Annotated in this window: 25 protein-coding genes; 10 read left to right on the forward strand and 15 right to left on the reverse strand. The window is 60.3% G+C overall.

Features of this window, described 5'->3' with window-relative positions; genetic code table 11:
- Positions 1 to 119: 119 nt before the first annotated feature.
- Positions 120 to 764 (forward strand): dual specificity protein phosphatase family protein, encoded by a 645-nt coding sequence (locus AC193Q_RS20740; protein WP_483878733.1) that lies wholly within the window; start codon positions 120 to 122, stop codon positions 762 to 764.
- Between the two features lie 45 nt (positions 765 to 809).
- Here AC193Q_RS20740 and AC193Q_RS20745 read toward each other — a convergent pair whose 3' ends face one another.
- The gene (locus tag AC193Q_RS20745) at positions 810 to 1,094 is read right to left on the reverse strand and encodes a YheV family putative zinc ribbon protein (protein WP_007962808.1); all 285 of its coding nucleotides are present in this window, start codon (positions 1,092 to 1,094) and stop codon (positions 810 to 812) included.
- Complete coding sequence (gene prlC / locus AC193Q_RS20750) at positions 1,091 to 3,142, reverse strand: oligopeptidase A (RefSeq protein WP_041074776.1); 2,052 nt, start codon at positions 3,140 to 3,142, stop codon at positions 1,091 to 1,093. The genes AC193Q_RS20745 and prlC overlap by 4 nt, the downstream gene beginning before the upstream one ends.
- A gap of 89 nt (positions 3,143 to 3,231) precedes the next feature.
- Here prlC and AC193Q_RS20755 point away from each other — a divergent pair, with 89 nt between their 5' ends.
- Both AC193Q_RS20755 and AC193Q_RS20760 read left to right on the forward strand, forming a co-directional pair.
- The gene (locus AC193Q_RS20755; RefSeq protein WP_121182951.1) at positions 3,232 to 3,777 is read left to right on the forward strand and encodes a gamma carbonic anhydrase family protein; all 546 of its coding nucleotides are present in this window, start codon (positions 3,232 to 3,234) and stop codon (positions 3,775 to 3,777) included.
- Positions 3,778 to 3,805: 28 nt separating this feature from the next.
- A complete protein-coding gene (locus tag AC193Q_RS20760) occupies positions 3,806 to 4,456 on the forward strand; it encodes an HAD family hydrolase (RefSeq protein WP_121182953.1) in 651 nt (216 codons plus the stop codon).
- Between the two features lie 113 nt (positions 4,457 to 4,569).
- Here AC193Q_RS20760 and AC193Q_RS20765 read toward each other — a convergent pair whose 3' ends face one another.
- A complete protein-coding gene (locus AC193Q_RS20765; protein ID WP_121182955.1) occupies positions 4,570 to 5,646 on the reverse strand; it encodes an aminopeptidase in 1,077 nt (358 codons plus the stop codon).
- Between the two features lie 59 nt (positions 5,647 to 5,705).
- Here AC193Q_RS20765 and AC193Q_RS20770 point away from each other — a divergent pair, with 59 nt between their 5' ends.
- Both AC193Q_RS20770 and AC193Q_RS20775 read left to right on the forward strand, forming a co-directional pair.
- Complete coding sequence (locus tag AC193Q_RS20770) at positions 5,706 to 6,128, forward strand: PA0061/PA0062 family lipoprotein (RefSeq protein ID WP_121182957.1); 423 nt, start codon at positions 5,706 to 5,708, stop codon at positions 6,126 to 6,128.
- A 40-nt stretch (positions 6,129 to 6,168) separates the two neighbouring features.
- Positions 6,169 to 6,588: a PA0061/PA0062 family lipoprotein gene (locus AC193Q_RS20775; protein WP_047297484.1), complete on the forward strand. Its 420-nt coding sequence runs from the start codon at positions 6,169 to 6,171 to the stop codon at positions 6,586 to 6,588.
- Between the two features lie 6 nt (positions 6,589 to 6,594).
- Here the strand turns inward: AC193Q_RS20775 and AC193Q_RS20780 are convergent, their stop codons facing one another.
- Positions 6,595 to 6,834, reverse strand: a complete 240-nt coding sequence (locus AC193Q_RS20780) for a DUF1161 domain-containing protein (RefSeq protein ID WP_047297485.1) — start codon at positions 6,832 to 6,834, stop codon at positions 6,595 to 6,597.
- Between the two features lie 242 nt (positions 6,835 to 7,076).
- On the reverse strand, positions 7,077 to 7,508 hold the full coding sequence (locus tag AC193Q_RS20785) for an OsmC family protein (RefSeq protein ID WP_047297486.1): 432 nt from the start codon (positions 7,506 to 7,508) through the stop codon (positions 7,077 to 7,079).
- A 240-nt stretch (positions 7,509 to 7,748) separates the two neighbouring features.
- Here AC193Q_RS20785 and AC193Q_RS20790 point away from each other — a divergent pair, with 240 nt between their 5' ends.
- Positions 7,749 to 8,750 (forward strand): LLM class flavin-dependent oxidoreductase, encoded by a 1,002-nt coding sequence (locus AC193Q_RS20790; protein WP_121182958.1) that lies wholly within the window; start codon positions 7,749 to 7,751, stop codon positions 8,748 to 8,750.
- A 166-nt stretch (positions 8,751 to 8,916) separates the two neighbouring features.
- Here the strand turns inward: AC193Q_RS20790 and AC193Q_RS20795 are convergent, their stop codons facing one another.
- Both AC193Q_RS20795 and AC193Q_RS20800 read right to left on the reverse strand, forming a co-directional pair.
- Positions 8,917 to 9,141, reverse strand: coding sequence for a DUF1161 domain-containing protein (locus tag AC193Q_RS20795; RefSeq protein ID WP_047297488.1), 225 nt, complete (start codon positions 9,139 to 9,141; stop codon positions 8,917 to 8,919).
- 124 nt (positions 9,142 to 9,265) lie between these two features.
- Positions 9,266 to 9,481 carry a dodecin gene (locus AC193Q_RS20800; protein WP_027610201.1) on the reverse strand — a complete coding sequence of 72 codons (216 nt, stop codon included), beginning with the start codon at positions 9,479 to 9,481 and terminating at the stop codon, positions 9,266 to 9,268.
- A gap of 157 nt (positions 9,482 to 9,638) precedes the next feature.
- On the opposite strand from AC193Q_RS20800, the gene AC193Q_RS20805 reads away from it, so the two are divergent.
- A complete protein-coding gene (locus AC193Q_RS20805; RefSeq protein WP_003220391.1) occupies positions 9,639 to 9,965 on the forward strand; it encodes an ElaB/YgaM/YqjD family protein in 327 nt (108 codons plus the stop codon).
- Here AC193Q_RS20805 and AC193Q_RS20810 read toward each other — a convergent pair.
- Complete coding sequence (locus tag AC193Q_RS20810) at positions 9,938 to 10,855, reverse strand: LysR family transcriptional regulator (RefSeq protein WP_121182960.1); 918 nt, start codon at positions 10,853 to 10,855, stop codon at positions 9,938 to 9,940. The genes AC193Q_RS20805 and AC193Q_RS20810 overlap by 28 nt on opposite strands.
- 113 nt (positions 10,856 to 10,968) lie before the next feature.
- Between AC193Q_RS20810 and trpB the strand changes: the two genes are divergently transcribed.
- The 3 genes from trpB (at position 10,969) to AC193Q_RS20825 (ending at position 13,577) form a co-directional block, all read left to right on the forward strand.
- Positions 10,969 to 12,201: a tryptophan synthase subunit beta gene (gene trpB, locus AC193Q_RS20815; RefSeq protein WP_041074734.1), complete on the forward strand. Its 1,233-nt coding sequence runs from the start codon at positions 10,969 to 10,971 to the stop codon at positions 12,199 to 12,201.
- Positions 12,201 to 13,013 carry a tryptophan synthase subunit alpha gene (trpA, locus tag AC193Q_RS20820; protein ID WP_483878734.1) on the forward strand — a complete coding sequence of 271 codons (813 nt, stop codon included), beginning with the start codon at positions 12,201 to 12,203 and terminating at the stop codon, positions 13,011 to 13,013. The genes trpB and trpA overlap by 1 nt, the downstream gene beginning before the upstream one ends.
- 123 nt (positions 13,014 to 13,136) lie before the next feature.
- On the forward strand, positions 13,137 to 13,577 hold the full coding sequence (locus AC193Q_RS20825) for an anti-virulence regulator CigR family protein (protein ID WP_047297491.1): 441 nt from the start codon (positions 13,137 to 13,139) through the stop codon (positions 13,575 to 13,577).
- A gap of 85 nt (positions 13,578 to 13,662) precedes the next feature.
- Here the strand turns inward: AC193Q_RS20825 and AC193Q_RS20830 are convergent, their stop codons facing one another.
- The 7 genes from AC193Q_RS20830 to scpC all read right to left on the reverse strand — a co-directional run bounded on the left by AC193Q_RS20830 (position 13,663) and on the right by scpC (position 19,344).
- On the reverse strand, positions 13,663 to 15,624 hold the full coding sequence (locus tag AC193Q_RS20830; protein ID WP_095667888.1) for a DUF7844 domain-containing protein: 1,962 nt from the start codon (positions 15,622 to 15,624) through the stop codon (positions 13,663 to 13,665).
- Complete coding sequence (locus AC193Q_RS20835) at positions 15,621 to 15,941, reverse strand: DUF2388 domain-containing protein (protein ID WP_007911662.1); 321 nt, start codon at positions 15,939 to 15,941, stop codon at positions 15,621 to 15,623. Before AC193Q_RS20835 ends, AC193Q_RS20830 begins: the two co-directional genes overlap by 4 nt.
- Positions 15,942 to 15,983: 42 nt before the next feature.
- Positions 15,984 to 16,292, reverse strand: a complete 309-nt coding sequence (locus tag AC193Q_RS20840; RefSeq protein ID WP_121182966.1) for a DUF2388 domain-containing protein — start codon at positions 16,290 to 16,292, stop codon at positions 15,984 to 15,986.
- Between the two features lie 107 nt (positions 16,293 to 16,399).
- Complete coding sequence (locus AC193Q_RS20845) at positions 16,400 to 16,717, reverse strand: DUF2388 domain-containing protein (protein WP_007962831.1); 318 nt, start codon at positions 16,715 to 16,717, stop codon at positions 16,400 to 16,402.
- 133 nt (positions 16,718 to 16,850) lie between these two features.
- Positions 16,851 to 17,060, reverse strand: a complete 210-nt coding sequence (locus AC193Q_RS20850; RefSeq protein ID WP_121182968.1) for a YjiS-like domain-containing protein — start codon at positions 17,058 to 17,060, stop codon at positions 16,851 to 16,853.
- A gap of 254 nt (positions 17,061 to 17,314) precedes the next feature.
- The gene (locus AC193Q_RS20855; RefSeq protein ID WP_003220409.1) at positions 17,315 to 17,530 is read right to left on the reverse strand and encodes a DUF1127 domain-containing protein; all 216 of its coding nucleotides are present in this window, start codon (positions 17,528 to 17,530) and stop codon (positions 17,315 to 17,317) included.
- A 320-nt stretch (positions 17,531 to 17,850) separates the two neighbouring features.
- Positions 17,851 to 19,344 carry a succinyl-CoA:acetate CoA-transferase ScpC gene (gene scpC, locus AC193Q_RS20860; RefSeq protein ID WP_047297495.1) on the reverse strand — a complete coding sequence of 498 codons (1,494 nt, stop codon included), beginning with the start codon at positions 19,342 to 19,344 and terminating at the stop codon, positions 17,851 to 17,853.
- Between the last annotated feature and the right edge of the window lie 98 nt (positions 19,345 to 19,442).

A 19,442-nucleotide genomic window follows, 5' to 3' on the forward strand; every position in this document is an offset into this window, starting at 1 on the left:
CGCTCAATGAAATCGCCCGGATTCACAATTCTTTGACAAGAGCCTCACAGGGCTTTGACCGTCAGACGTGGAAGCTGCGAGGCCTTTCATTGATGAATCCCGATTACGGTCAGCCCAGCATGTCTCGAGTGCGTCTTTTTCCTGTTTTGTGTTTGTCGCTTGTCGCTCTGCTGCACTTGATGCCGGCCCAGGCTGATGCCGCTGTCACATCGCGCCCGCCGGAGTGGGCGCAACCGGTAGAAGTGCAGTACAACCTGTTCCAGATGTCGCCAACGCTGTACCGCAGTGCCTTGCCGGATGGCGGCGCGGTGCCGTTGCTGAAAAATCTCAAAGTGGCGACGGTGATCAACTTCCTGCCGGAAGCCGACAGCAATTGGCTGTCCGAGCCGGGCATCCATCAAGTGCAACTGCCTTATCGCACCAACCACGTCGATGACGCCGATGTGCTCAAGACACTGCGCGCGATTCAGGCTGCCGAAGCCAACGGCCCGGTGCTGATGCACTGCAAACACGGTTCTGACCGCACCGGCCTGATGGCGGCGATGTACCGAATCGTAGTGCAAGGCTGGAGCAAGGAAGACGCGCTGAATGAAATGACGCAGGGCGGTTTTGGTGAAAGCGGCCATTTCAAGGATGGCGTGCGCTACGTGATGCAGGCCGATGTCGATAAACTGCGCGCCGCGCTGGCCAACGGCGACTGCAGCACCAGTGCCTTTGCCACTTGCTCGATGAAGAGCTGGTTCCAGTCAGTCAACCTCAAGTAAGCCGCACCCTCCACGGCATTGCACCGTGGAGGGTTATTTGCCGGCTCAGTCTTCGGACTTTTTCTTCAGCTTCGGATTCGGAAAGAACTGCACGGCCTGGACCGTCTTGTCCGGCGCCGGCTTGAGCGCGCTGGTATTGACCCGCGTGCCCAGTTCCTTGGGAACCGACAGCCCTTGCTCGTTCAGCGTATCCGAGTAACCGCAGGCCACGCACTCGCGGTGCGGCACGCTGTCCTCGTTCCACATCATCAGTTTGTCCGGCTCGCTGCACGCCGGGCAGACAGCCCCGGCGATAAAGCGCTTCTTGGTAATCACAGGTGCCTCACTCATGCTGCTGCGTCCTCACTCAGGCCGCTATGGCGCAAGAGTGCGTCAATCGATGGCTCACGGCCACGGAAGTCGACGAACAGCACCATCGGGGCCTGCGAACCGCCACGCGCCAGAATCGCTTCGCGGAAGGCGCGACCGGTCTCGGCGTTGAGCACGCCATCCTCTTCGAATTTGGAGAAAGCATCCGCCGACAGCACTTCCGCCCACTTGTAGCTGTAATAGCCCGCCGCGTAACCGCCGGCGAAGATGTGCGCGAAGCTGTTGGGGAAGCGGTTGTACGCCGGTGGACGCATCACCGACACCTCGTCGCGCACGCCTTCCAGCACTTGCGCCACGCTGCGGCCGTCACCATGGGTGGCGTGCAGTTCGAAGTCGAACAGCGAGAATTCCAGCTGACGGACCATCATCAGCCCGGACTGGAAGTTCTTCGCCGCGAGCATTTTTTCCAGCAGGTCCTGTGGCAGCGGCTCGCCGGTTTCGTAGTGACCGGAAATCAGCGCCAGGCCTTCCGGCTCCCAGCACCAGTTTTCCATGAACTGGCTTGGCAGCTCGACCGCATCCCACGCCACGCCGTTGATCCCGGAAACACCGGCGTGATCAACGCGGGTCAGCAGGTGATGCAGGCCGTGGCCGAATTCGTGGAACAGGGTGGTCACTTCATCGTGGGTCAGCAGCGCAGGCTTGCCGCTGTCGGCCGGGGTGAAGTTGCACACCAGGTTGGCCACCGGGCTTTGCAGCACGCCGTCGACGGTGCGGCGACGGTCGCGGGCACCGTCCATCCACGCGCCGCCACGCTTGTTGGCGCGGGCGTAGAGGTCGAAGAAGAAGCGCCCGACGTGCTGGCCGTTCTCCTTGATTTCGAACAGGCGAACATCCGGGTGCCAAGTGTCGAAGCCTTTCAGTTCAGCGATCTCGATGCCGTACAGACGCTGAACGATGGCGAACAGGCCGCCGAGGACTTTATCGATCGGGAAGTAGGCGCGCAGGGTTTCCTGAGCGACGCTGTAGCGCTGCTCGCGGAGTTTTTCCCCGTAGAAACCGCTGTCCCAGCTCTGCAGATCGGCGCAGCCCTGTTCGGCGGCGAAGGCGCGCAGCTGCTGCAGATCCTGCGCGGCAAACGGTTTGCTGCGCTTGGCCAGGTCGCGCAGGAAGCTCAGCACCTGATCGCTGGACTCGGCCATTTTCGTGGCCAGGCTCAGCTCGGAGAAGCTGGCGAAGCCCAAGAGTTTTGCCAGTTCCTGACGCAGGTCGAGGATCTCTTCCATCACCGGGCCGTTGTCGTTCTGCCCGGCGTTCGGGCCTTGATCCGACGCACGGGTGCAGTAGGCGGCGTAGACTTCTTCCCGCAGGGCACGATCCTGGGCGTAGGTCATCACCGCGTAGTAGCTCGGGAATTCCAGGGTGATCAGCCAGCCATCAAGGCCTTTGGCCTGTGCGGCAGCGGCCATTTGCGCCTTGGCCGAGTCGGTCAGGCCGGCGAGGGCGGCTTCGTCGGTGATGTGCTTGGTCCAGGCTTGCGTGGCGTCGAGCAACTGGTTGGAGAAGCGGCTGCCCAGCTCGGACAGTTTGCTCTGCACTTCGGCGTAACGCTTCTGTTCGGCTTCCGGCAGGTCGATACCCGACAAACGGAAATCGCGCAGGGCATGTTCCAGAATGGTTTTTTGCGCCACGTCGAAATTGGCGGCTTCCGGGCTGTTGGCCAGCGCTTCATAAGCCTGGAACAGCTCGCGGTTCTGGCCCATCTCGGTGGAGTAGGCGCTCAGGGCCGGCAGGCACGACTCGTAGGCTTCGCGCAGTTCAGCGCTGTTGCACACGGCGTTGAGGTGGCTGACCGGGCTCCACGCAGCGCCGAGGCGATCATTGAGTTCGTCCATCGCCAATACCAGGCCGGCCCAGGTCGGGTTCTCGACTTGAGTCTTGAGGATTTCGGCGATGGCGGCGCGGTTGTCGGCCAGGATGGTTTCAATGGCTGGCAGCACGTGTTCGGCACGGATCGTGGAGAACGGCGGCAGGTCGTAGGACTGCAGAAGAGGGTTGTTCACGCTCACGGTTGGCACCTTGGCTGGGAGAAACATGCGCCCATCTTAATTACAATCGGCACTCACCGCAGCTATCGGCGACAGAGAGAGAAATTATCGTGTCCGTTCGCAAGTACCAGAATCACACCCCGCAGCTTGGTAAAGGCGCGTTTGTCGACGCCTGCGCGGTGGTGATCGGCGACGTCGAAATCGGCGAAGACAGCTCCGTGTGGCCGCTGACCGTGATCCGTGGCGACATGCACCGCATCCGCATCGGTGCGCGCACCAGCGTGCAGGACGGCTGCGTGCTGCACATCACCCACGCCGGGCCGTTCAACCCGGACGGTTTCCCGCTGCTGATCGGCGATGACGTGACCATCGCCCACAAGGTCATGCTGCATGGCTGCACCGTTGGCAGTCGCGTGTTGATCGGCATGGGCAGCATCGTCATGGACGGCGCGGTGGTCGAGGATGACGTAATCATCGGCGCCGGCAGCCTGGTGCCACCGGGCAAGCGCCTTGAAAGCGGTTTCCTGTACGTGGGCAGCCCGGTAAAACAGATCCGCCCGTTGACCGACAAGGAGCGTGCCTTCTTCACCTACAGCGCGGCGAACTACGTGAAGCTCAAGGACCTGCATCTGGCCGAAGGCTACGATCAGCTCTGATTCGACCTACACCTGCTCAGGATTTCTCATGCATTACCAGACTGTATTGTTCGACCTCGATGGCACCCTGACTGACCCGCGTGAAGGCATCACCCGTTCCATCCAGTTCGCTTTGAGCAAACTCGGCATCGACGAGCCGGACCTGAGCAAACTCGAACACTTCATCGGCCCGCCGTTGTTGCAGGCGTTCATGCAGTTCTATGGCTTCGACGAGGCCAAGGCCTGGGAGGCGGTGAATTTCTATCGCGAGCGCTTCAAGGTCACCGGGCTGTACGAGAACCGAGTGTTCGAGGGCGTCACGCCGCTGCTGGAAACCCTGAGCGGCCAGGGACGACAGCTCTATATCGCCACCTCCAAGCCTTGGGAGTTCGCCCGGGAAATCGCCCGGCACTTCGACTTCGCCAAACACTTCAAGGTGATCTACGGCAGTGAGCTGGATGGCACGCGGACCAACAAGGTCGAGCTGATTGCGCATCTGATCGCTGAAGAAGGGCTGGATCCGCGCAACACGCTGATGATCGGCGATCGCAAGCACGACCTGATCGGCGCGCGCAGCAACGGCGTGGACGCGGCGGCGGTGGGGTATGGGTTTGGCAGTTTTGAAGAGTTGAGTGCCGAGGCGCCGGCTTATCACTTTGAGACGTTGGCCGAGTTGCATCAGGCGTTTTTGCGGCGTTGATCAGCGCCATCGCTGGCAAGCCAGCTCCCACAGGTGAGCAGTGTGCGCAGGTTCACCTGAATCCATGTGGGAGCTGGCTTGCCAGCGATGAGGCCGGATCAGCCGACATCAGTTCAAGATCCGGCCAAAGTTTTCAAGGCCGCTTTACGCTCCGCGACAGGTAACCCGCCTAGCTTCTCGACCTCAACATAAAACCGCCCCCAATCCCCGCCAACCTGCCTGAACAGCGCCGCAAACGCCGGCACCCACTGGTCATACAGTCCAAACGGCAACAACCGCGCATTGTTCAGCGGCAGATTCACCCACGCGTCATAACGCTTGTCCCCAGCCCACTGGCTGTCGCGCATGACCCGGTAATCGCGCCGAAACTGCTCGAACGTCGCCGCTTTGCGTTCGCGCATCTGCTCGGCCGGTAGCGGCTGGGCGTAGAGCTTTTCCAGGCGTGAGCGTGTTTCCAGCACCAGCTCAATGAACTGATCACGCTGCTTTAGCCGCGAGTCGGTATCCGCAGGCAGGCCACGAAATGCCCGCCACTGGCGGGTGCCTTCCTGCTCGACAAACGTGGCAAAGGACTCGTTGAACTCGGTGTCGTCCTTCACATAGAAGCGCTGATGCGCCAGTTCGTGAAAGATCAGCGTGGCCAGGCGCTCATCGCCCCAGCCCATCATCGAATTGAGGATCGGGTCATTGAACCAGCCGAGGGTCGAATAGGCCTCGACGCCGCCAATCGACACATCCATGCCTTGCAGACGCTGGATCGCCGCTTCGCCGCGCGCGGCGCTCTGGCTGTAGTAGCCGCGATAGGCAACGCATCCGGCGATCGGGAAGCAATGGTTCTGCGGCTTCAGGGAAAACTCCGGGGTGGCGAACACGTTCCACACCACATAGGGCCGGCCAATGTCGGCGTACAGCCGATAGCTCTGGTTATCCGGCAGGTGCAGCTGTTCGCTGGCAAAGTCCCGGGCCTTCTGTGACTGGCTCAGGTGCGTGCGCAGCTTGGCGTCGCGGCTCGGGTCGGCGATCACCTTGGCCACTGGCTCGCGCGCGCGCAGCAACTGCAATTGGCCGCTCGCCAACTGGCTGTAATAGCTGACGCTGGAACAACCGTTGAGCAACAAAAACATCACACCCGGAAACAAAATCCGAAAAACGCGATCAAGTAACCCATGGCTTGGAAGCGGCCTGCTCAAAATAAAAAATCCTTTGGAAAGTCTGCCCGCAAGACTATCCCGCCATTTGGAGCTTCGCTATGCGCATGTTGTTGCTGACAGGAGGCCTGCTGACGCTGGCCGGATGTGCCGGATTCGGAATGCCCGACCCTGACCCCTCGCAAGCCTGGATCGATCTCGATGCCCGGCAACAGGACACGGCGCTGCAAGCGCTGAAGGTCGATGACAAGGCGACCGTCGATAAACGTTATTTTGAGGTCGAGCCCGGTAGCCACCAATTACAGGTGCGCTACCAATTCCCGGTCGAAGCCACCAACATCGGCCCCGATGCCGAACCGCTATGGCGCGACTGCCAGTTGAAGCTGACATTCAAGGAATTCAACGCCGGACAGCGTTATCAATTGCAAGCTGGCAGCATCGGCTTCCGGCCATGGGCGAAGCTCTATGACGAGCAGCGCAACGTGGTCGGCCAAGGCACGCCGGCAGGCTGTCAGCGCACGTGATCAGCGCTATGCTGGAGGTCTGAATCCTTGGACATCCATCATGCGCAAGTTGATGTTGTTGCTCGCAGTCGGCGCTATCGCCGGCTGCCAGACGCCACTGCCACCGGTCGATCCGCAAATGGCCTGGGTCGACTTCTCAACCCCGACCCCGGGCGGCAAATTGCTGATGGCCGAGCGCCTGGACAATCAACGGCTGACCGATGGGCGTTTCTTTCAGGTCACGCCTGGTAGCCACGAGCTGCGGGTGCGGTTTGACTTCGAGGTGTTTGGAGGCGGCGGTGCGCTAATGACTGGCCCGGTCGAGCGCCTGTGCTACCTGTACATCCGTTACGACCATTTCGAAGCCGGTCAGCGTTATCTGCTGGAAGGTCGTTCGCTAGGGTTCACTCCGAGTGCCCGACTGTACAACGCCAAACGCGAAATCGTCGCCGAGGATCGCGACTACAACTGCATTAACTGAGACGACTCAGCTGTCGTTCTTCTGATAGATGATCGCCTTGCTGCCGTTCTCACATGAACCGACCACCATGGCGATGTCATGTTTTGCGGCTTCTTCCTTGCTGACGATTTCCAGTGTGTAGGACGGCACTGCTTTAGCCTGAATCTTTATTTCGATCTCTTTCCTGAGTTCTTCGCAGTCTTTCGGTGCCGCAAAAACCGAAGTGGCCAGTGCACTGCAGAGGATCGCCAAGCCAATACGTTTCATATCCTGAAGCTCCATGGGGCAGCGCGCACGGGCGTGCGCTGAAGCTGCTGTCACTTATTCGACCATATTCTTGCAGCGCAGGTTCTGATGTCGCTCACATCTTCAGCAATTGCGGTGCTATTCAAATCGCCTTCGCGGGCAAGCCCGCTCCCACAGGTTAGGGGCCGACCCAAATCCTGTGGGAGCGGGCTTGCCCGCGAAGGCGTCTGTGCCAGCAACGCATTTGTCGAAGCCTGCGTAAATCAGCTGACCAGCGAAGCCTCAAGGGTAATCTTCGCATTCAATACCTTGGATACCGGGCACCCTTCCTTGGCCTTGGTGCTCAGTTCTTCAAACTGCGCCTGAGTAGCGCCCGGGATTTTCGCCTTGAGAATCAGTTTGATTGCAGTGATGGCAAAGCCGCCATCCACTTGGTCCAGTGTGACCTCTGCCTGAGTATCGATGCTTTCGGCCTTCAGGCCCGCATCACCGAGAATCATTGAAAACGCCATGGAAAAACAGCCGGCATGGGCGGCGCCGATCAGTTCTTCCGGGTTCGTACCTTTGCCGCCCTCGAAGCGGGCCTTGAAGCCGTAAGGCGCTTCTCTGAGGACGCCGGTCTCGGTAGAGATCGAGCCGATGCCGGTTTTCAGATCGCCTGCCCAATGTGCGGATGCTTTCTTCACGATAGCCATGTCTGCCTCCTCAAGAACTGGCGCGAAACGCCGCGCCGTCGTGGTTTTTGCTTGCAAGGCTTCTGAGGATAGACGCCGGGACAAAGTTCAGCTCAGGTGAATCGTTGACTTTTTTAGTGGGATTTTTCCCTCAGCTATTGAAACTCGGGTATATGCCCTCATTGCACAGAACACGCTTATGAATTCGGCAGGTTTTCGTTCGCAAGAAAAAACCTGCACCCCACTCGGAGACGCAGGTTTATGAAGCAACTGTCCGACGTAAAGTTTTCCACCCTCGATCTGGTGCCGGTGCGCGAGAACGGTAGCCCGGCGCAATCGCTGCGCAACTCGCTGGACCTGGCGCAGCACGTCGAGAAATTCGGCTACACCCGCTTCTGGGTGGCCGAGCACCACAACATGGACGGCATCGCCAGCTCCGCCACCTCGGTGCTGTTGGGATATCTGGCCGGGGGGACTTCGACGATTCGCGTCGGCTCTGGCGGAGTAATGCTGCCCAACCACGCACCGCTGGTGATCGCCGAGCAGTTCGGCACTCTTGAAAGCCTGTACCCGGGACGCATCGATCTGGGGCTGGGCCGCGCGCCCGGCTCCGATCAGATGACGGCCCGCGCTCTGCGCCGCGAACGCTCCGGCAGTGCCGACGATTTCCCGGAAGACGTTGCCGAGCTGGCGCGTTTCCTCGGCCCGCGTACCCCGGACCAACGGGTAATCGCCATGCCCGGCACCGGTACCAACGTGCCGATCTGGTTGCTTGGTTCCAGCCTGTTCAGCGCGCAACTGGCCGGTGAACGCGGGTTGCCCTACGCCTTCGCCTCGCACTTCGCCCCGCGCTTCATGCATGAGGCGATTCGCGTCTATCGCAACCACTTCAAACCGTCGGCGGTGCTCGACAAGCCGTACGTGATGCTCGGGGTGCCGCTGGTGGCGGCGGATACCGATGAGCAGGCCGATTATCTGGCGACCTCGGTGTACCAGCGAATCCTCGCGCTGATGCGTGGGCAGAGTCTGGTGCAACGTCCACCGGTGAAAACCATGGACGGCCTGTGGCTGCCCCATGAGCGCGAGGCGGTGGGGGATTTCCTCGGCCTGGCGATGGTCGGCAGCCCGCAGAAGATTCGCGCGAAACTGGAAGTGCTGGTCGAGCAGACCCAGGCCGACGAGCTGATTTTCACTTGCGATCTCTATGAACACGCCGATCGCGTACATTCCTACGAACTGCTGGCGCAGGTCATGAAAGGATAAACGCGGCGCCCTGTAGGAGCTGTCGAGTGAAACGAGGCTGCGATCTTTTGATCTGATTTTTCAAAGCCACGATCAAAAGATCGCAGCGTGCCGCAGCTCCTGCATGTAAATCATCGCCCACAAAAAAGCCGACGCCTTCGCGTCGGCTTTTGCATTTCAGGCGCAATCAACCGCGTTTGTAGACGATTTCCTTGGCGCCGCCTTCACAGGTGCCGACGACTTTGCCGTCTGCGGCCGCACCCTTGTCGACGACTTCCAGCGAATACCCGGAAACGTGCTTGGCATCCAGCTTCGCCGCGATCTCGCTTTTCAACTCTTCACAAGGCTTGCCAGCAGCCAACGCGCCACCCGCAAGGCTCAACAAACCTACTGCCAATATGAACTTCTTCATCGGTCGCACTCCCTGGTCGGATTAAAAGAGGCGGGCACCGGCTATGCCGATGCGCTCACCTTGTAGCGCTTTGCCATTCCTATGGCACTCGGCCAGCGCGCAAGTTCAGAAGCGTAGCCCAAACTCAGCTGCTGGCAATGCGGAAGCCGACTTTGAGGGTTACCTGGAAATGCGCAGCCTTGCCGTCCTTGATGTGGCCACGCGTCTCGACCACTTCAAACCACTCCAGATGCTTGATGCTCTTGTTGGCTTCGGCCAGCGCGTTGTTGATGGCGTCTTCGATGCTGCTGGTGGACGAGCCGACCAGCTCGACTTTCTTGTAGGTGTGATGGTCACTCATGGCGATCTCCTTGACGTGTGGATTTGAGACTAGCAGTGAATCTGCACTGTTGATTTCGGCGGCTCGATGCAAGCGAAGTTCAGATTTTCTGCACTTTCTCAAACTGCTGAAGTCCCAACCAACACACGCCACTCATCACCAATGCAGGAGAGCCACCATGGCCAACACCTCTTTACGTAAAGCCTCGTTGCAAAGCATGGAAGCCGAGATCGAGAGTCTGCTCAAATCGTTGGAAAGCCTCAAAGACGACGCTTCGGACGAGTCGCGCAAGACGCTCAAGGCACTCAAGAGCAACGCTGAAAGCGCGCTGAAACATTCGCGCAGCCTGCTCAGCGACGCCTATGAAGAAGTCAAAGTGAAAACCCGCGAGACCGGCATCGCCACCCGCGATTACGCTCAGGAACATCCTTGGACCACTGCCGGTGTGGCCGTCGGTGCAATCGGTCTGCTGGCCGCTTACCTGCTGTTCAAGCGCGGCGAGTGATCCGTCTGGCGCAGCTCGTTCTTGAGCCACTGCGCCAGTTGCCGGGCGCGCCCGTCTGCGGCGCGCTTGGGTAGCCACAACGCCAGTTGCGCCGGGGTTTCGCAGAAGCCCCACGGTGCAACCAGGCGACCGGCCTTCAGGTCTTCGGCCACCAGCGGCTCGGGCGCGATTGCCACGCCAAGTCCGGCCACTGCGGCTTCCAGCAGATAATACAAATGCTCAAAACCTTGCCCCAACTTCAACGCCTTGGCGTCGAGGTGATTTTGCTGTGCCCAGCTCGGCCAGGCTTGCGGACGCGATGTGGTGTGCAGCAGCGGCTCGCTGAGCAAGGCTGACGCCGGCGCTGCCTGCAGGCGTTGATGACCGCTGAACAGCGGGCTCAGCACCGGGCCGATGCGTTCTGCGGCCAGTTCGTAGACCTGCATGTCTGCCGGCCATGGTGGCTCGGCGAAGAGCAGCAAGGCATCGAGACCCGGGCGCCGTGGATCGAGATCACCTTCGCCAGCCGACAGGTGCAGACGCAAGTCCGGCAGGTCGGCATTCAGCCGGCCCAGGCGTGGAATGAACCAGCGCGCCAACAGGCTTCCCGAGCAGCCAAGCACGAACGGCGCGTCAGCGGTGCTGTGCGTCAGCTCGGCACACACACTGCGCAAGCGATCAAAGGCCTCGCCGCTGGCGTCGCGCAGACGGATGCCGGCATCTGTGAGTTTCAAGCCGCGACCATCCTTGACGAACAGGCTGACGCCAAGATGCTCTTCAAGCACCTTGAGCTGCCGGCTGACTGCGCCATGAGTGACGTGCAACTGCTCGGCCGCCTGACTGACGCTGTTCAGTCGGGCGGTGGCTTCGAATGCGCGCAAGGCGTTCAGCGGGGGAAGGTCATGGCTCATGGTATCTGTGAGTTTTCCTGACAGGTTATGGCGATCTTATCGGTTTTCAGCCTGGAAGGTCAGGGGTAGAGTGGCGTCATTGTCTTCTGACCCGAATTCACCTGGAGCACATCATGACCCAGACTTCGAACACCTCCAACCTGCGCAGCGGCCCTGACGATAACGGCCTGTTCGGCGCGTTCGGCGGCCGCTACGTGGCGGAAACCCTGATGCCGTTGATCCTCGATCTGGCCCGTGAATACGAAGCGGCCAAGGAAGATCCAGCGTTTAAAGAAGAGCTGGCCTACTTCCAGCGTGATTATGTCGGGCGTCCGAGCCCGCTGTACTTCGCCGAGCGTCTGACCGAGTTCTGCGGTGGTGCGAAGATTTACCTCAAGCGCGAAGAGCTGAACCACACCGGCGCGCACAAGATCAACAACTGCATTGGCCAGATCCTGCTGGCGCGGCGCATGGGCAAGAAACGCATCATCGCCGAGACCGGTGCCGGCATGCACGGCGTGGCGACTGCTACCGTGGCCGCACGTTTCGGCCTGGATTGCGTGATCTACATGGGCACCACGGACATCGAGCGGCAGCAGGCCAACGTGTTCCGCATGAAGCTGCTGGGCGCCGAAGTGATTCCTGTGGTGGCCGGCACCGGGACGCTGAAAGACGCGATGAACGAAGCGCTGCGTGATTGGGTGACCAACGTTGACAGCACCTTCTACCTGATCGGCACCGTGGCCGGCCCGCACCCGTACCCAGCCATGGTGCGCGACTTCCAGGCCGTGATCGGCAAGGAAACCCGCGAGCAGCTGCAAGCCCAGGAAGGTCGTCTGCCGGACAGCCTGGTGGCGTGCATTGGCGGCGGTTCCAACGCCATGGGCCTGTTCCACCCGTTCCTCGACGACCAGAGCGTCGAGATCATCGGCGTCGAAGCGGCCGGTTACGGCATCGAAACCGGCAAGCATGCGGCCAGTCTGAACGGCGGCGTGCCGGGTGTGCTACACGGCAACCGTACCTTCCTGCTGCAGGACGACGATGGCCAGATCATCGACGCCCACTCGATTTCCGCCGGTCTCGATTATCCGGGCATTGGCCCTGAGCACGCCTGGTTGCATGACATCGGCCGCGTTCAGTACACCTCGGTCACCGACGACGAAGCCCTCGCTGCGTTCCACCAGTGCTGCCGCCTCGAAGGCATCATCCCGGCACTGGAAAGCGCTCATGCGTTGGCTGAAGTGTTCAAGCGCGCGCCGAAACTGCCGAAGGATCACCTGATGGTGGTCAACCTGTCCGGCCGTGGCGACAAAGACATGCAGACTGTCATGCATCACATGGAACAGTCCAAGCAGGAGAAACACTGATGAGCCGCCTGCAAACCCGTTTTGCCGACCTCAAGCAACAGAATCGCGCCGCGCTGGTGACCTTCGTCACCGCCGGTGATCCGGACTACGACATCTCGCTGGCGATCCTCAAAGGCCTGCCTGGCGCTGGCGCCGACGTGATCGAGCTGGGCATGCCGTTCACTGACCCGATGGCCGACGGCCCGGCGATTCAACTGGCAAACATCCGTGCCTTGGGCGCCAGGCAGAATCTGGCGAAAACCCTGCAGATGGTGCGTGAGTTCCGCGAAGGCAACAACGATACGCCGCTGGTGCTGATGGGCTACTTCAACCCGATCCACATGTATGGCGTTGAGCGTTTTATCGCTGATGCCAAAGACGCTGGTGTCGATGGTCTGATCGTGGTCGACATGCCGCCAGAGCACAATAATGAACTGTGCGACCCGGCACAGGCTGCCGGTCTGGACTTCATCCGCCTGACCACCCCGACCACTGACGATGCGCGTCTGCCGAAAGTGCTCAATGGCAGCTCGGGCTTCGTCTACTACGTGTCGGTGGCCGGTGTGACCGGTGCCGGTGCCGCGACTCTGGAGCATGTCGAAGAAGCGGTGGCTCGTCTGCGTCGGCATACCGACCTGCCGATCAGCATCGGCTTCGGTATCCGTACTCCTGAGCAAGCAGCGTCCATCGCCCGCCTGGCGGACGGGGTGGTGGTGGGATCGGCACTGATCGATCACATCGCCAATGCGACCACGCCGGCCCAAGCTGTCGATGGTGTGCTGGGTCTGTGCAAGGCGCTGTCCGAAGGCGTGCGTCAGGCCCGCGTCAACTGAAGGTAAAGTTCCTGATACAGAGGAATTAGCACCTCCTAACACAGCCTAATTGAGCAAGACCGAGGGATTCAGAACCACGTTCTGAATCCCTTTTTTGCTGTTGGTGCCGTGAGGAATGACCCGATGAAAATGCCGAAACGTCTGATTGCCGGACTGGGCGTGCTGATGCTCAGCGCGACGCCGCTGCTGGCCAGCGCCGATCCACGCGATGATCATGACCACGGCGGCCCGCAACCGGGCCACTACGATAACCGTGGTGACGATCACCGTGGTCCGCAGAACGATCACCGTGGTGGCCCGCCACACGACTTCGGCCCGGTGCGGCAGACCATTCGCGACAACCACGGCTACTTCGTACGTGGCGCACCGCCACCGCCGGGCATCCATCTGGAACGCGGCCGACCGTTGCCGCACGGTTACTATGGCGAGCGGCTGGACGGGCGGGCGCTGAGCCGTCTGCCGGTGTATCCGGGTTATGAGTGGCGCCGGGCCGGTGGGGACATTGTGCTGATCGCGGTAGGTACCGGGATCGTTTACGAAATTCTGGACGGTGTTTTGTACTGATTTACAGGCAGTAAAAAGATCGCAGCCTGCGGCAGCTCCTACATTTATCTCTGTAGGAGCTGCCGCAGGCTGCGATCTTTTGCTTTTAAGGCAACTCCAGCCCGCCGGATGCCTTGTGCAATTTACGCAGATGCTCGCCGATCTGCTTCACGTTGGCTTCACTGGCGGCAATCTCGGCCGCTCGCTTGGGCTCCAGCAACTTGCGCACTTCCTTGTCCAGATCACCGCTCAGCGCCAGCAGTTGCTTCTGGCGCTGGCTGCTTTCGTCCTGCAGGCGCTTGAACTCGCTCGGTTGCGGCAAACCGTAACCGCGGCTGTCGAGCAGTTCCGCCGGACGACTGAGGAAGCCACTGTTGGCGAGAATTTCCTGCAGGGTTGCGTTGGCCTTGTCCATGCCACCGTTCTCCAGCTCCCGGGCGCCGAGGTAGCGTTGCTTGACCTCATCCTGGGCCAGCAGCAACTGGCGGCGATAACTCGCCTGTTCCAGCAGCAACAACGCTGCACTGGTGCGCAGGTCTGCGCGCTCGAACCACTGCCGGCGTTCTTCGGCAGACAGCGATAGCCAGTCCTCGACGGTGGTCTGTTTGATCGGCAACTGCTTCTTCAAGACATCGAACATCGCCTGATAGCGATCGCGGAACGAATCGAAGCGATAACCCAGGCGCAGAGCTTCCTTGGGATTGTCGAGCACGCTGGTGTCGGCCAGGCCACGGCCTTTGAGCACTTCAAGCAAACCGTTGGGCATGATGCTGTCCAGGCCAATCAGTTGCTTGTTATTGCTGCCGCTGCGCAACAACTTGAGACTTTCCACGGCGCAGTTGTTGGACAGGAAGAAGTAGTTGCCGTCGTAACTCCAGTGCATCTCGGCGGCGTGTTCGACCACCTCTTCAATTTCCTTGCGCGACAGGTTCAGCGGTACCGAAGCGAGGCTGCGCAGTTCGGTCTTGGTGTATTCGTCGATCACCTGCGCCAGCGGCAGCACGAACAGCCGTGACGGGTACTTGCCGACCAGTCCGTCCCAGCTCGACAGCTGCACGTCACCGACAAAGGCGCGGTACGACAACACCAGATGCTGGTCGAGGTCGAGCCGGCAATCCGGGCCCCGTGGTCGTCCCGGCGCACAGATCACCAGGCGCAGCATGCTGTGGCCCCAGCGGCTGACCCAGTTCTGGTTGGCTTCGGCCAGCAAGTAGTCGACGGCATACACCCGCTCCGGATCGACTTGCCCCAGCGGCTGTTTGGCGAAGTCGTTGCCGGCATTGAGGAAGGCGAAGGTGTTGCTGCAGGTGTCCCTGGCCGGTGGTGCCCAGCCGAAGCGCTCCTTGTAGTAGCGATAGAGCGCAGGACGGCGGCAGGCGTAGCTCGGGTCGAGGAGGAAATACTCCATGTTGACCGCGACAAACTCTTTCGGACTGGAAATCTCGTACAGATCCGGGCTGCGGGCCACCTGGCGGTTGTGCTGTTCACGCTCGCCGCGCCGCCCGACGTACTGTTGCCAGCCGGCGAGGTCGAGCAGGCGCGGGTCATCGCTGAGGGTGAAGCGGCGTTCGGTCTGGCCGCGACACTCGTCGGGAATGCCGATCAGGCCGGCGCTGTTGCTGCGGCGAGTGCAGCGTTGGATCAGCGTGCGCTCGGCAGTGGGCCACAGGCGCGCGCGGTCATAAATGTGGGTGAGCTCGTGCAACACGGTTGCCAGCAGTTCCTGGCGCACGGTGCCGTGAGGGCGATTGGTTTTTTCTTTGGCCGCGCTGCCGTCGGTGAGGCCGGCGAGCAGTTTGCGGTTCAGGTCGAGTTCGGCAACCAGGGTCGCCTGGCCGTAGGCGTTGCCGGGCATGTCGTCGGACCAGCCGACGTCGATGCGCCGGTCCAGCTGTTCGACGAAGCTTGGCGGCAGCTTCTGCATCGCTTCATCGAGCAGCGCCTGACTGGCCTGTTGCTGGGCGGGGCTCAGACCGTCGGTCTTGAGCCGCAATTGCAGGCTGGCGTGGGCGCTGTTGCCAAGCAGCAACAACGCCCCGGCCAGTAGCCAGGCGCCGAGTGACTTCACAGGGCAAGAATGGCTTCGGCGAGCACCTGATCGCTGGCGTCGCGGGCTTCCGGCACGCGGGTGCGCAAGGTGTTGAGGGCGGCTTCCAGGTGCGCACCACGGATATCGCCGTTGGTGGCAACAAAACTGGCGGCATCGTCATGGGCTTCGCGGATGATTTTCGAATCGCGAATCGACGTGGTGGTATCGGAGGTGAAATCGATGGTGCGCTGGGAGGCACGAACGATGATGTTACTGGTGGCTACCAGGGTGTGCGCCTGGGCCACGTCGGCCAATAAAAACAGGCCAAGGGCGGCAGCAATCAGCGGGCTACGCATGGAACGACTCCGGAGGGCAATGATGACTAGGGATCAGGATAACTATTGGACGAGAATTGCCTGTGCCAGTTCAAGGTCGCTGACATGAAGTTTTGGTCGGGATTTGCGCAGGTAATGCAGGGCGGATTCGAGCTGCGCGCCGCGCAATTCGCCGTCACTGGCAACAAACGCCGCCGCGTCATCGTGAGCGGCGATGATCAGTTTACGGTCGAATGGCGCGGAAGACACCATTCCGGTGGCCCATACCGTCACCACAGTATTTTGCGTGGAGACATCAAAGGCATCGACCGAGGTCGCCCAGAAGGTGCTGAACAAGGCACAGGGGATAAGCAGGTTGGTCAGAAAACGCATGGGACTCGATAACGGCTAGCGAATCTCAAGGCTAGCGTAATGCCCGGGCCAGAGCCAGTGGCGAAACATCGGGACACGACTGGCGTGTCCCGTCCGGCAACGTCTGATCAGATCGCCAGAATGGCTTGCGCCAGTTGGAAGTCGGTCGCGTTGAGTTGTGGTGCCTGATGGCGGATCAGGTCCAGGGCGCTTTCCAGTTTGACGCCGCGGATCTGGCCTTCGCTGGCGACGAAGCTGGCTGCGTCATCACGCGCGGCGATCACGACTTTGTTGTCACGCAGCGAAGAGCTGACATCGGACGTGGCGTCCGAGGAGGACTTCAGCGCGCCAACCACGGCGTCGGTGGTGACGATGAAGCTGGAGGCGCTGGCGTTGGCAGCCACGGCCAGCAAGGCGGCAGCGCTGAGCAGGCGAAGACGGGACATGGTGTATCTCCTGATAGTAAACCGTATTGAGAGGTGGCTTGTGTCTGAGACTCAGACGCGGGTTACAGAAGATTCGCCACGTTCTGGCATGGATATTAGGCCTGCGCGCAAGGTTCGGACAGTGGGCAGAATGCTAGCGCCAGAAGGGTTTCTCCAGTTCGTTGAGCCGATCGGCGTGGCTCAGACCCAGATCCGCGAGGTCGCGCTGCCCCAGCTGGGCCAACAGACGCCGCGTCCTGGCGCGCTCCAATCCCTGCCACAGGCTGCGAACCAGGCGCCGCAGCAGGTGCGAGTGAACGAGGGATTGAATCGACGATGTCGAAACATCCTGTAAGTCTTTCATGGCATTTCCCTTAAGCCGAGGAGGGTTAAGGACAGGCTGCGCCCGATGCAGTTTTACCGGCAGATACAACGATGAAGAATTGTACTGGTGCAGATTTCGTTTATGTAGAACTGTACCTGTTGTTTGAATAATCTGCTGTACGGGCCTTTCGAACCCTGAAACGACAAGACCCGTCGCGGTTTCCCGCGACGGGTCTTGTGTGTTCAATTCGGGTTGCTGGCGGTGGGTCTAGCGACCAGAGCCAGCGACGCTACTTAGCGCCAGAACGGCTTGCTCAGCTCTTCGTAGCGTTGTGCTTCGCTGATACCGGCGTCAGCCAGCAAACGCGAATCCAGACGAGCCAGTTGGTGACGGCTGGAGATGCGGCGCTGCCACAACATCAGGTTGGCGATAACGCGCAAAGGCAGGGAAGCCTGGGTTTTTGCAGCTTTGTCTTCGAAGAACAGTTCGGAACTGAGTGTACGTTCCATGGTTGACATCCTTCCGCTTGTGGCGGGATCAGGTAGTGGTTTAACTGGTGCCCATGATCCTCTCGTTTGCCTAGTCTCTCTAGATACAGTTCAACTGTATTGTGAGTGACCAGTTAACTGTTTATAGGTGGTGTATGGGTCAAAATTGAGCAAACTGTACCTGTCCGCACTTTTGTGGTGCATTTTTGCTCAAATTGAGGGAGAGAGTAGGCAAAAGCCGTAGGAAACAACCAGTACAGCAGTACAGTTTTTGTCGAGTAGGAAGGATAAAAAAACCGCTGACACAAACTGTGTTTGCATCAGCGGTTTGACTGTACGAATTACACCGCGAGCATGCGACCGGTTTCTTCCAGGTTCATGTGCCAGCTCAAGGCTTCGCGCAGGATGTGCGGGGTATGACCGCCGATGGCGCAGGCGGCGGTGAAGTAGTCATTCAGCGCCTTGCGGTAATCGGGGTGTACGCAGTTATCGATAATCACCCGGGCACGTTCCCGCGGGGCCAGGCCGCGCAGGTCGGCCAGACCGATTTCGGTCACCAGGATGTCGACGTCATGCTCGGTGTGGTCAACGTGGCTGACCATCGGCACCACGCTGGAAATCGCCCCGCCCTTGGCGATCGACTTGGTCACAAACACCGCGAGGTGCGCGTTGCGCGCGAAGTCGCCCGAGCCACCAATACCGTTCATCATCCGCGTGCCGCAGACGTGGGTGGAGTTGACGTTGCCGTAGATGTCGAACTCCAGCGCAGTGTTGATGCCGATGATGCCCAGACGACGCACCACTTCCGGATGGTTGGAGATCTCCTGCGGGCGCAGCACCAGTTTGTCCTTGTACTTCTCCAGATTGCCGAACACATCACTGTTGCGCCGCTCTGACAGAGTGATCGAGCTGCCCGAAGCGAAACTCAGCTTGCCGGCGTCGATCAGGTCGAAGGTCGAGTCCTGCAGTACTTCGGAATACATGGTCAGGTCTTCGAACGGCGAATCGATCAGGCCACACATTACCGCGTTGGCAATGTTGCCGATCCCGGCCTGCAGCGGGCCAAGCTTGTTGGTCATGCGCCCGGCATCGACTTCCTGTTTGAAGAAGGTGATCAGGTGTTCGGCAATGGCGTTGGTGTCGACATCCGGGGTCGACACCGTGGACGGCGAATCTGCCTGCTGGGTGATGACGATGGCGACAATCTTTTCCGGCGGGATCGGGATTGCGGTGCTGCCGATGCGATCGTCGACTTTAACCAATGGGATCGGCGTGCGCGTTGGGCGGTAGGTCGGGATATAGATGTCATGCAGGCCTTCGAGGTTGGCGTTGTGCGCCAGATTGATCTCGACGATTACCTGTTTGGCAAAAATCGCGAAGCTTGCCGAGTTGCCCACCGAAGTGGTCGGCACGATGTGGCCCTGCTCGGTGATGGCCACGGCTTCGATTACCGCGATGTCTGGCAGCTTCAGTTGCTGGTTGCGCAGTTGCTCGACGGTTTCCGACAGGTGCTGGTCGATGAACATCACTTCGCCCGCGTTGATTGCCTTGCGCAAGGTGCTGTCGACCTGAAATGGCATGCGCCGCGACAGCACGCCGGCCTCGGTCAGCTGTTTGTCGAGGTCGTTGCCCAGGCTGGCGCCGGTCATCAGGCTGATCTTCAGCGGCGTGACCTTGGCTCGCTCGGCCAGTGCGTGAGGGACGGCTTTGGCTTCGCCGGCGCGGGTGAAGCCGCTCATGCCGACGGTCATGCCGTCTTCAATCAGAGCGGCTGCGTCGGCGGCGCTCATCACTTTATCCAACAACGAAGGCAGGCGAATACGGTCACGGTACATGGATTATTATCTCGGGAAGCGAGTAGCAGGATGCGCAGTCTAGTGAATTTCGCGGGCGTCTGTCCCGCTACCAAGGTCGCAAACGAGGCGTCTATTTA

It is taken from the genome of Pseudomonas sp. F2 (genome assembly GCF_057174385.1).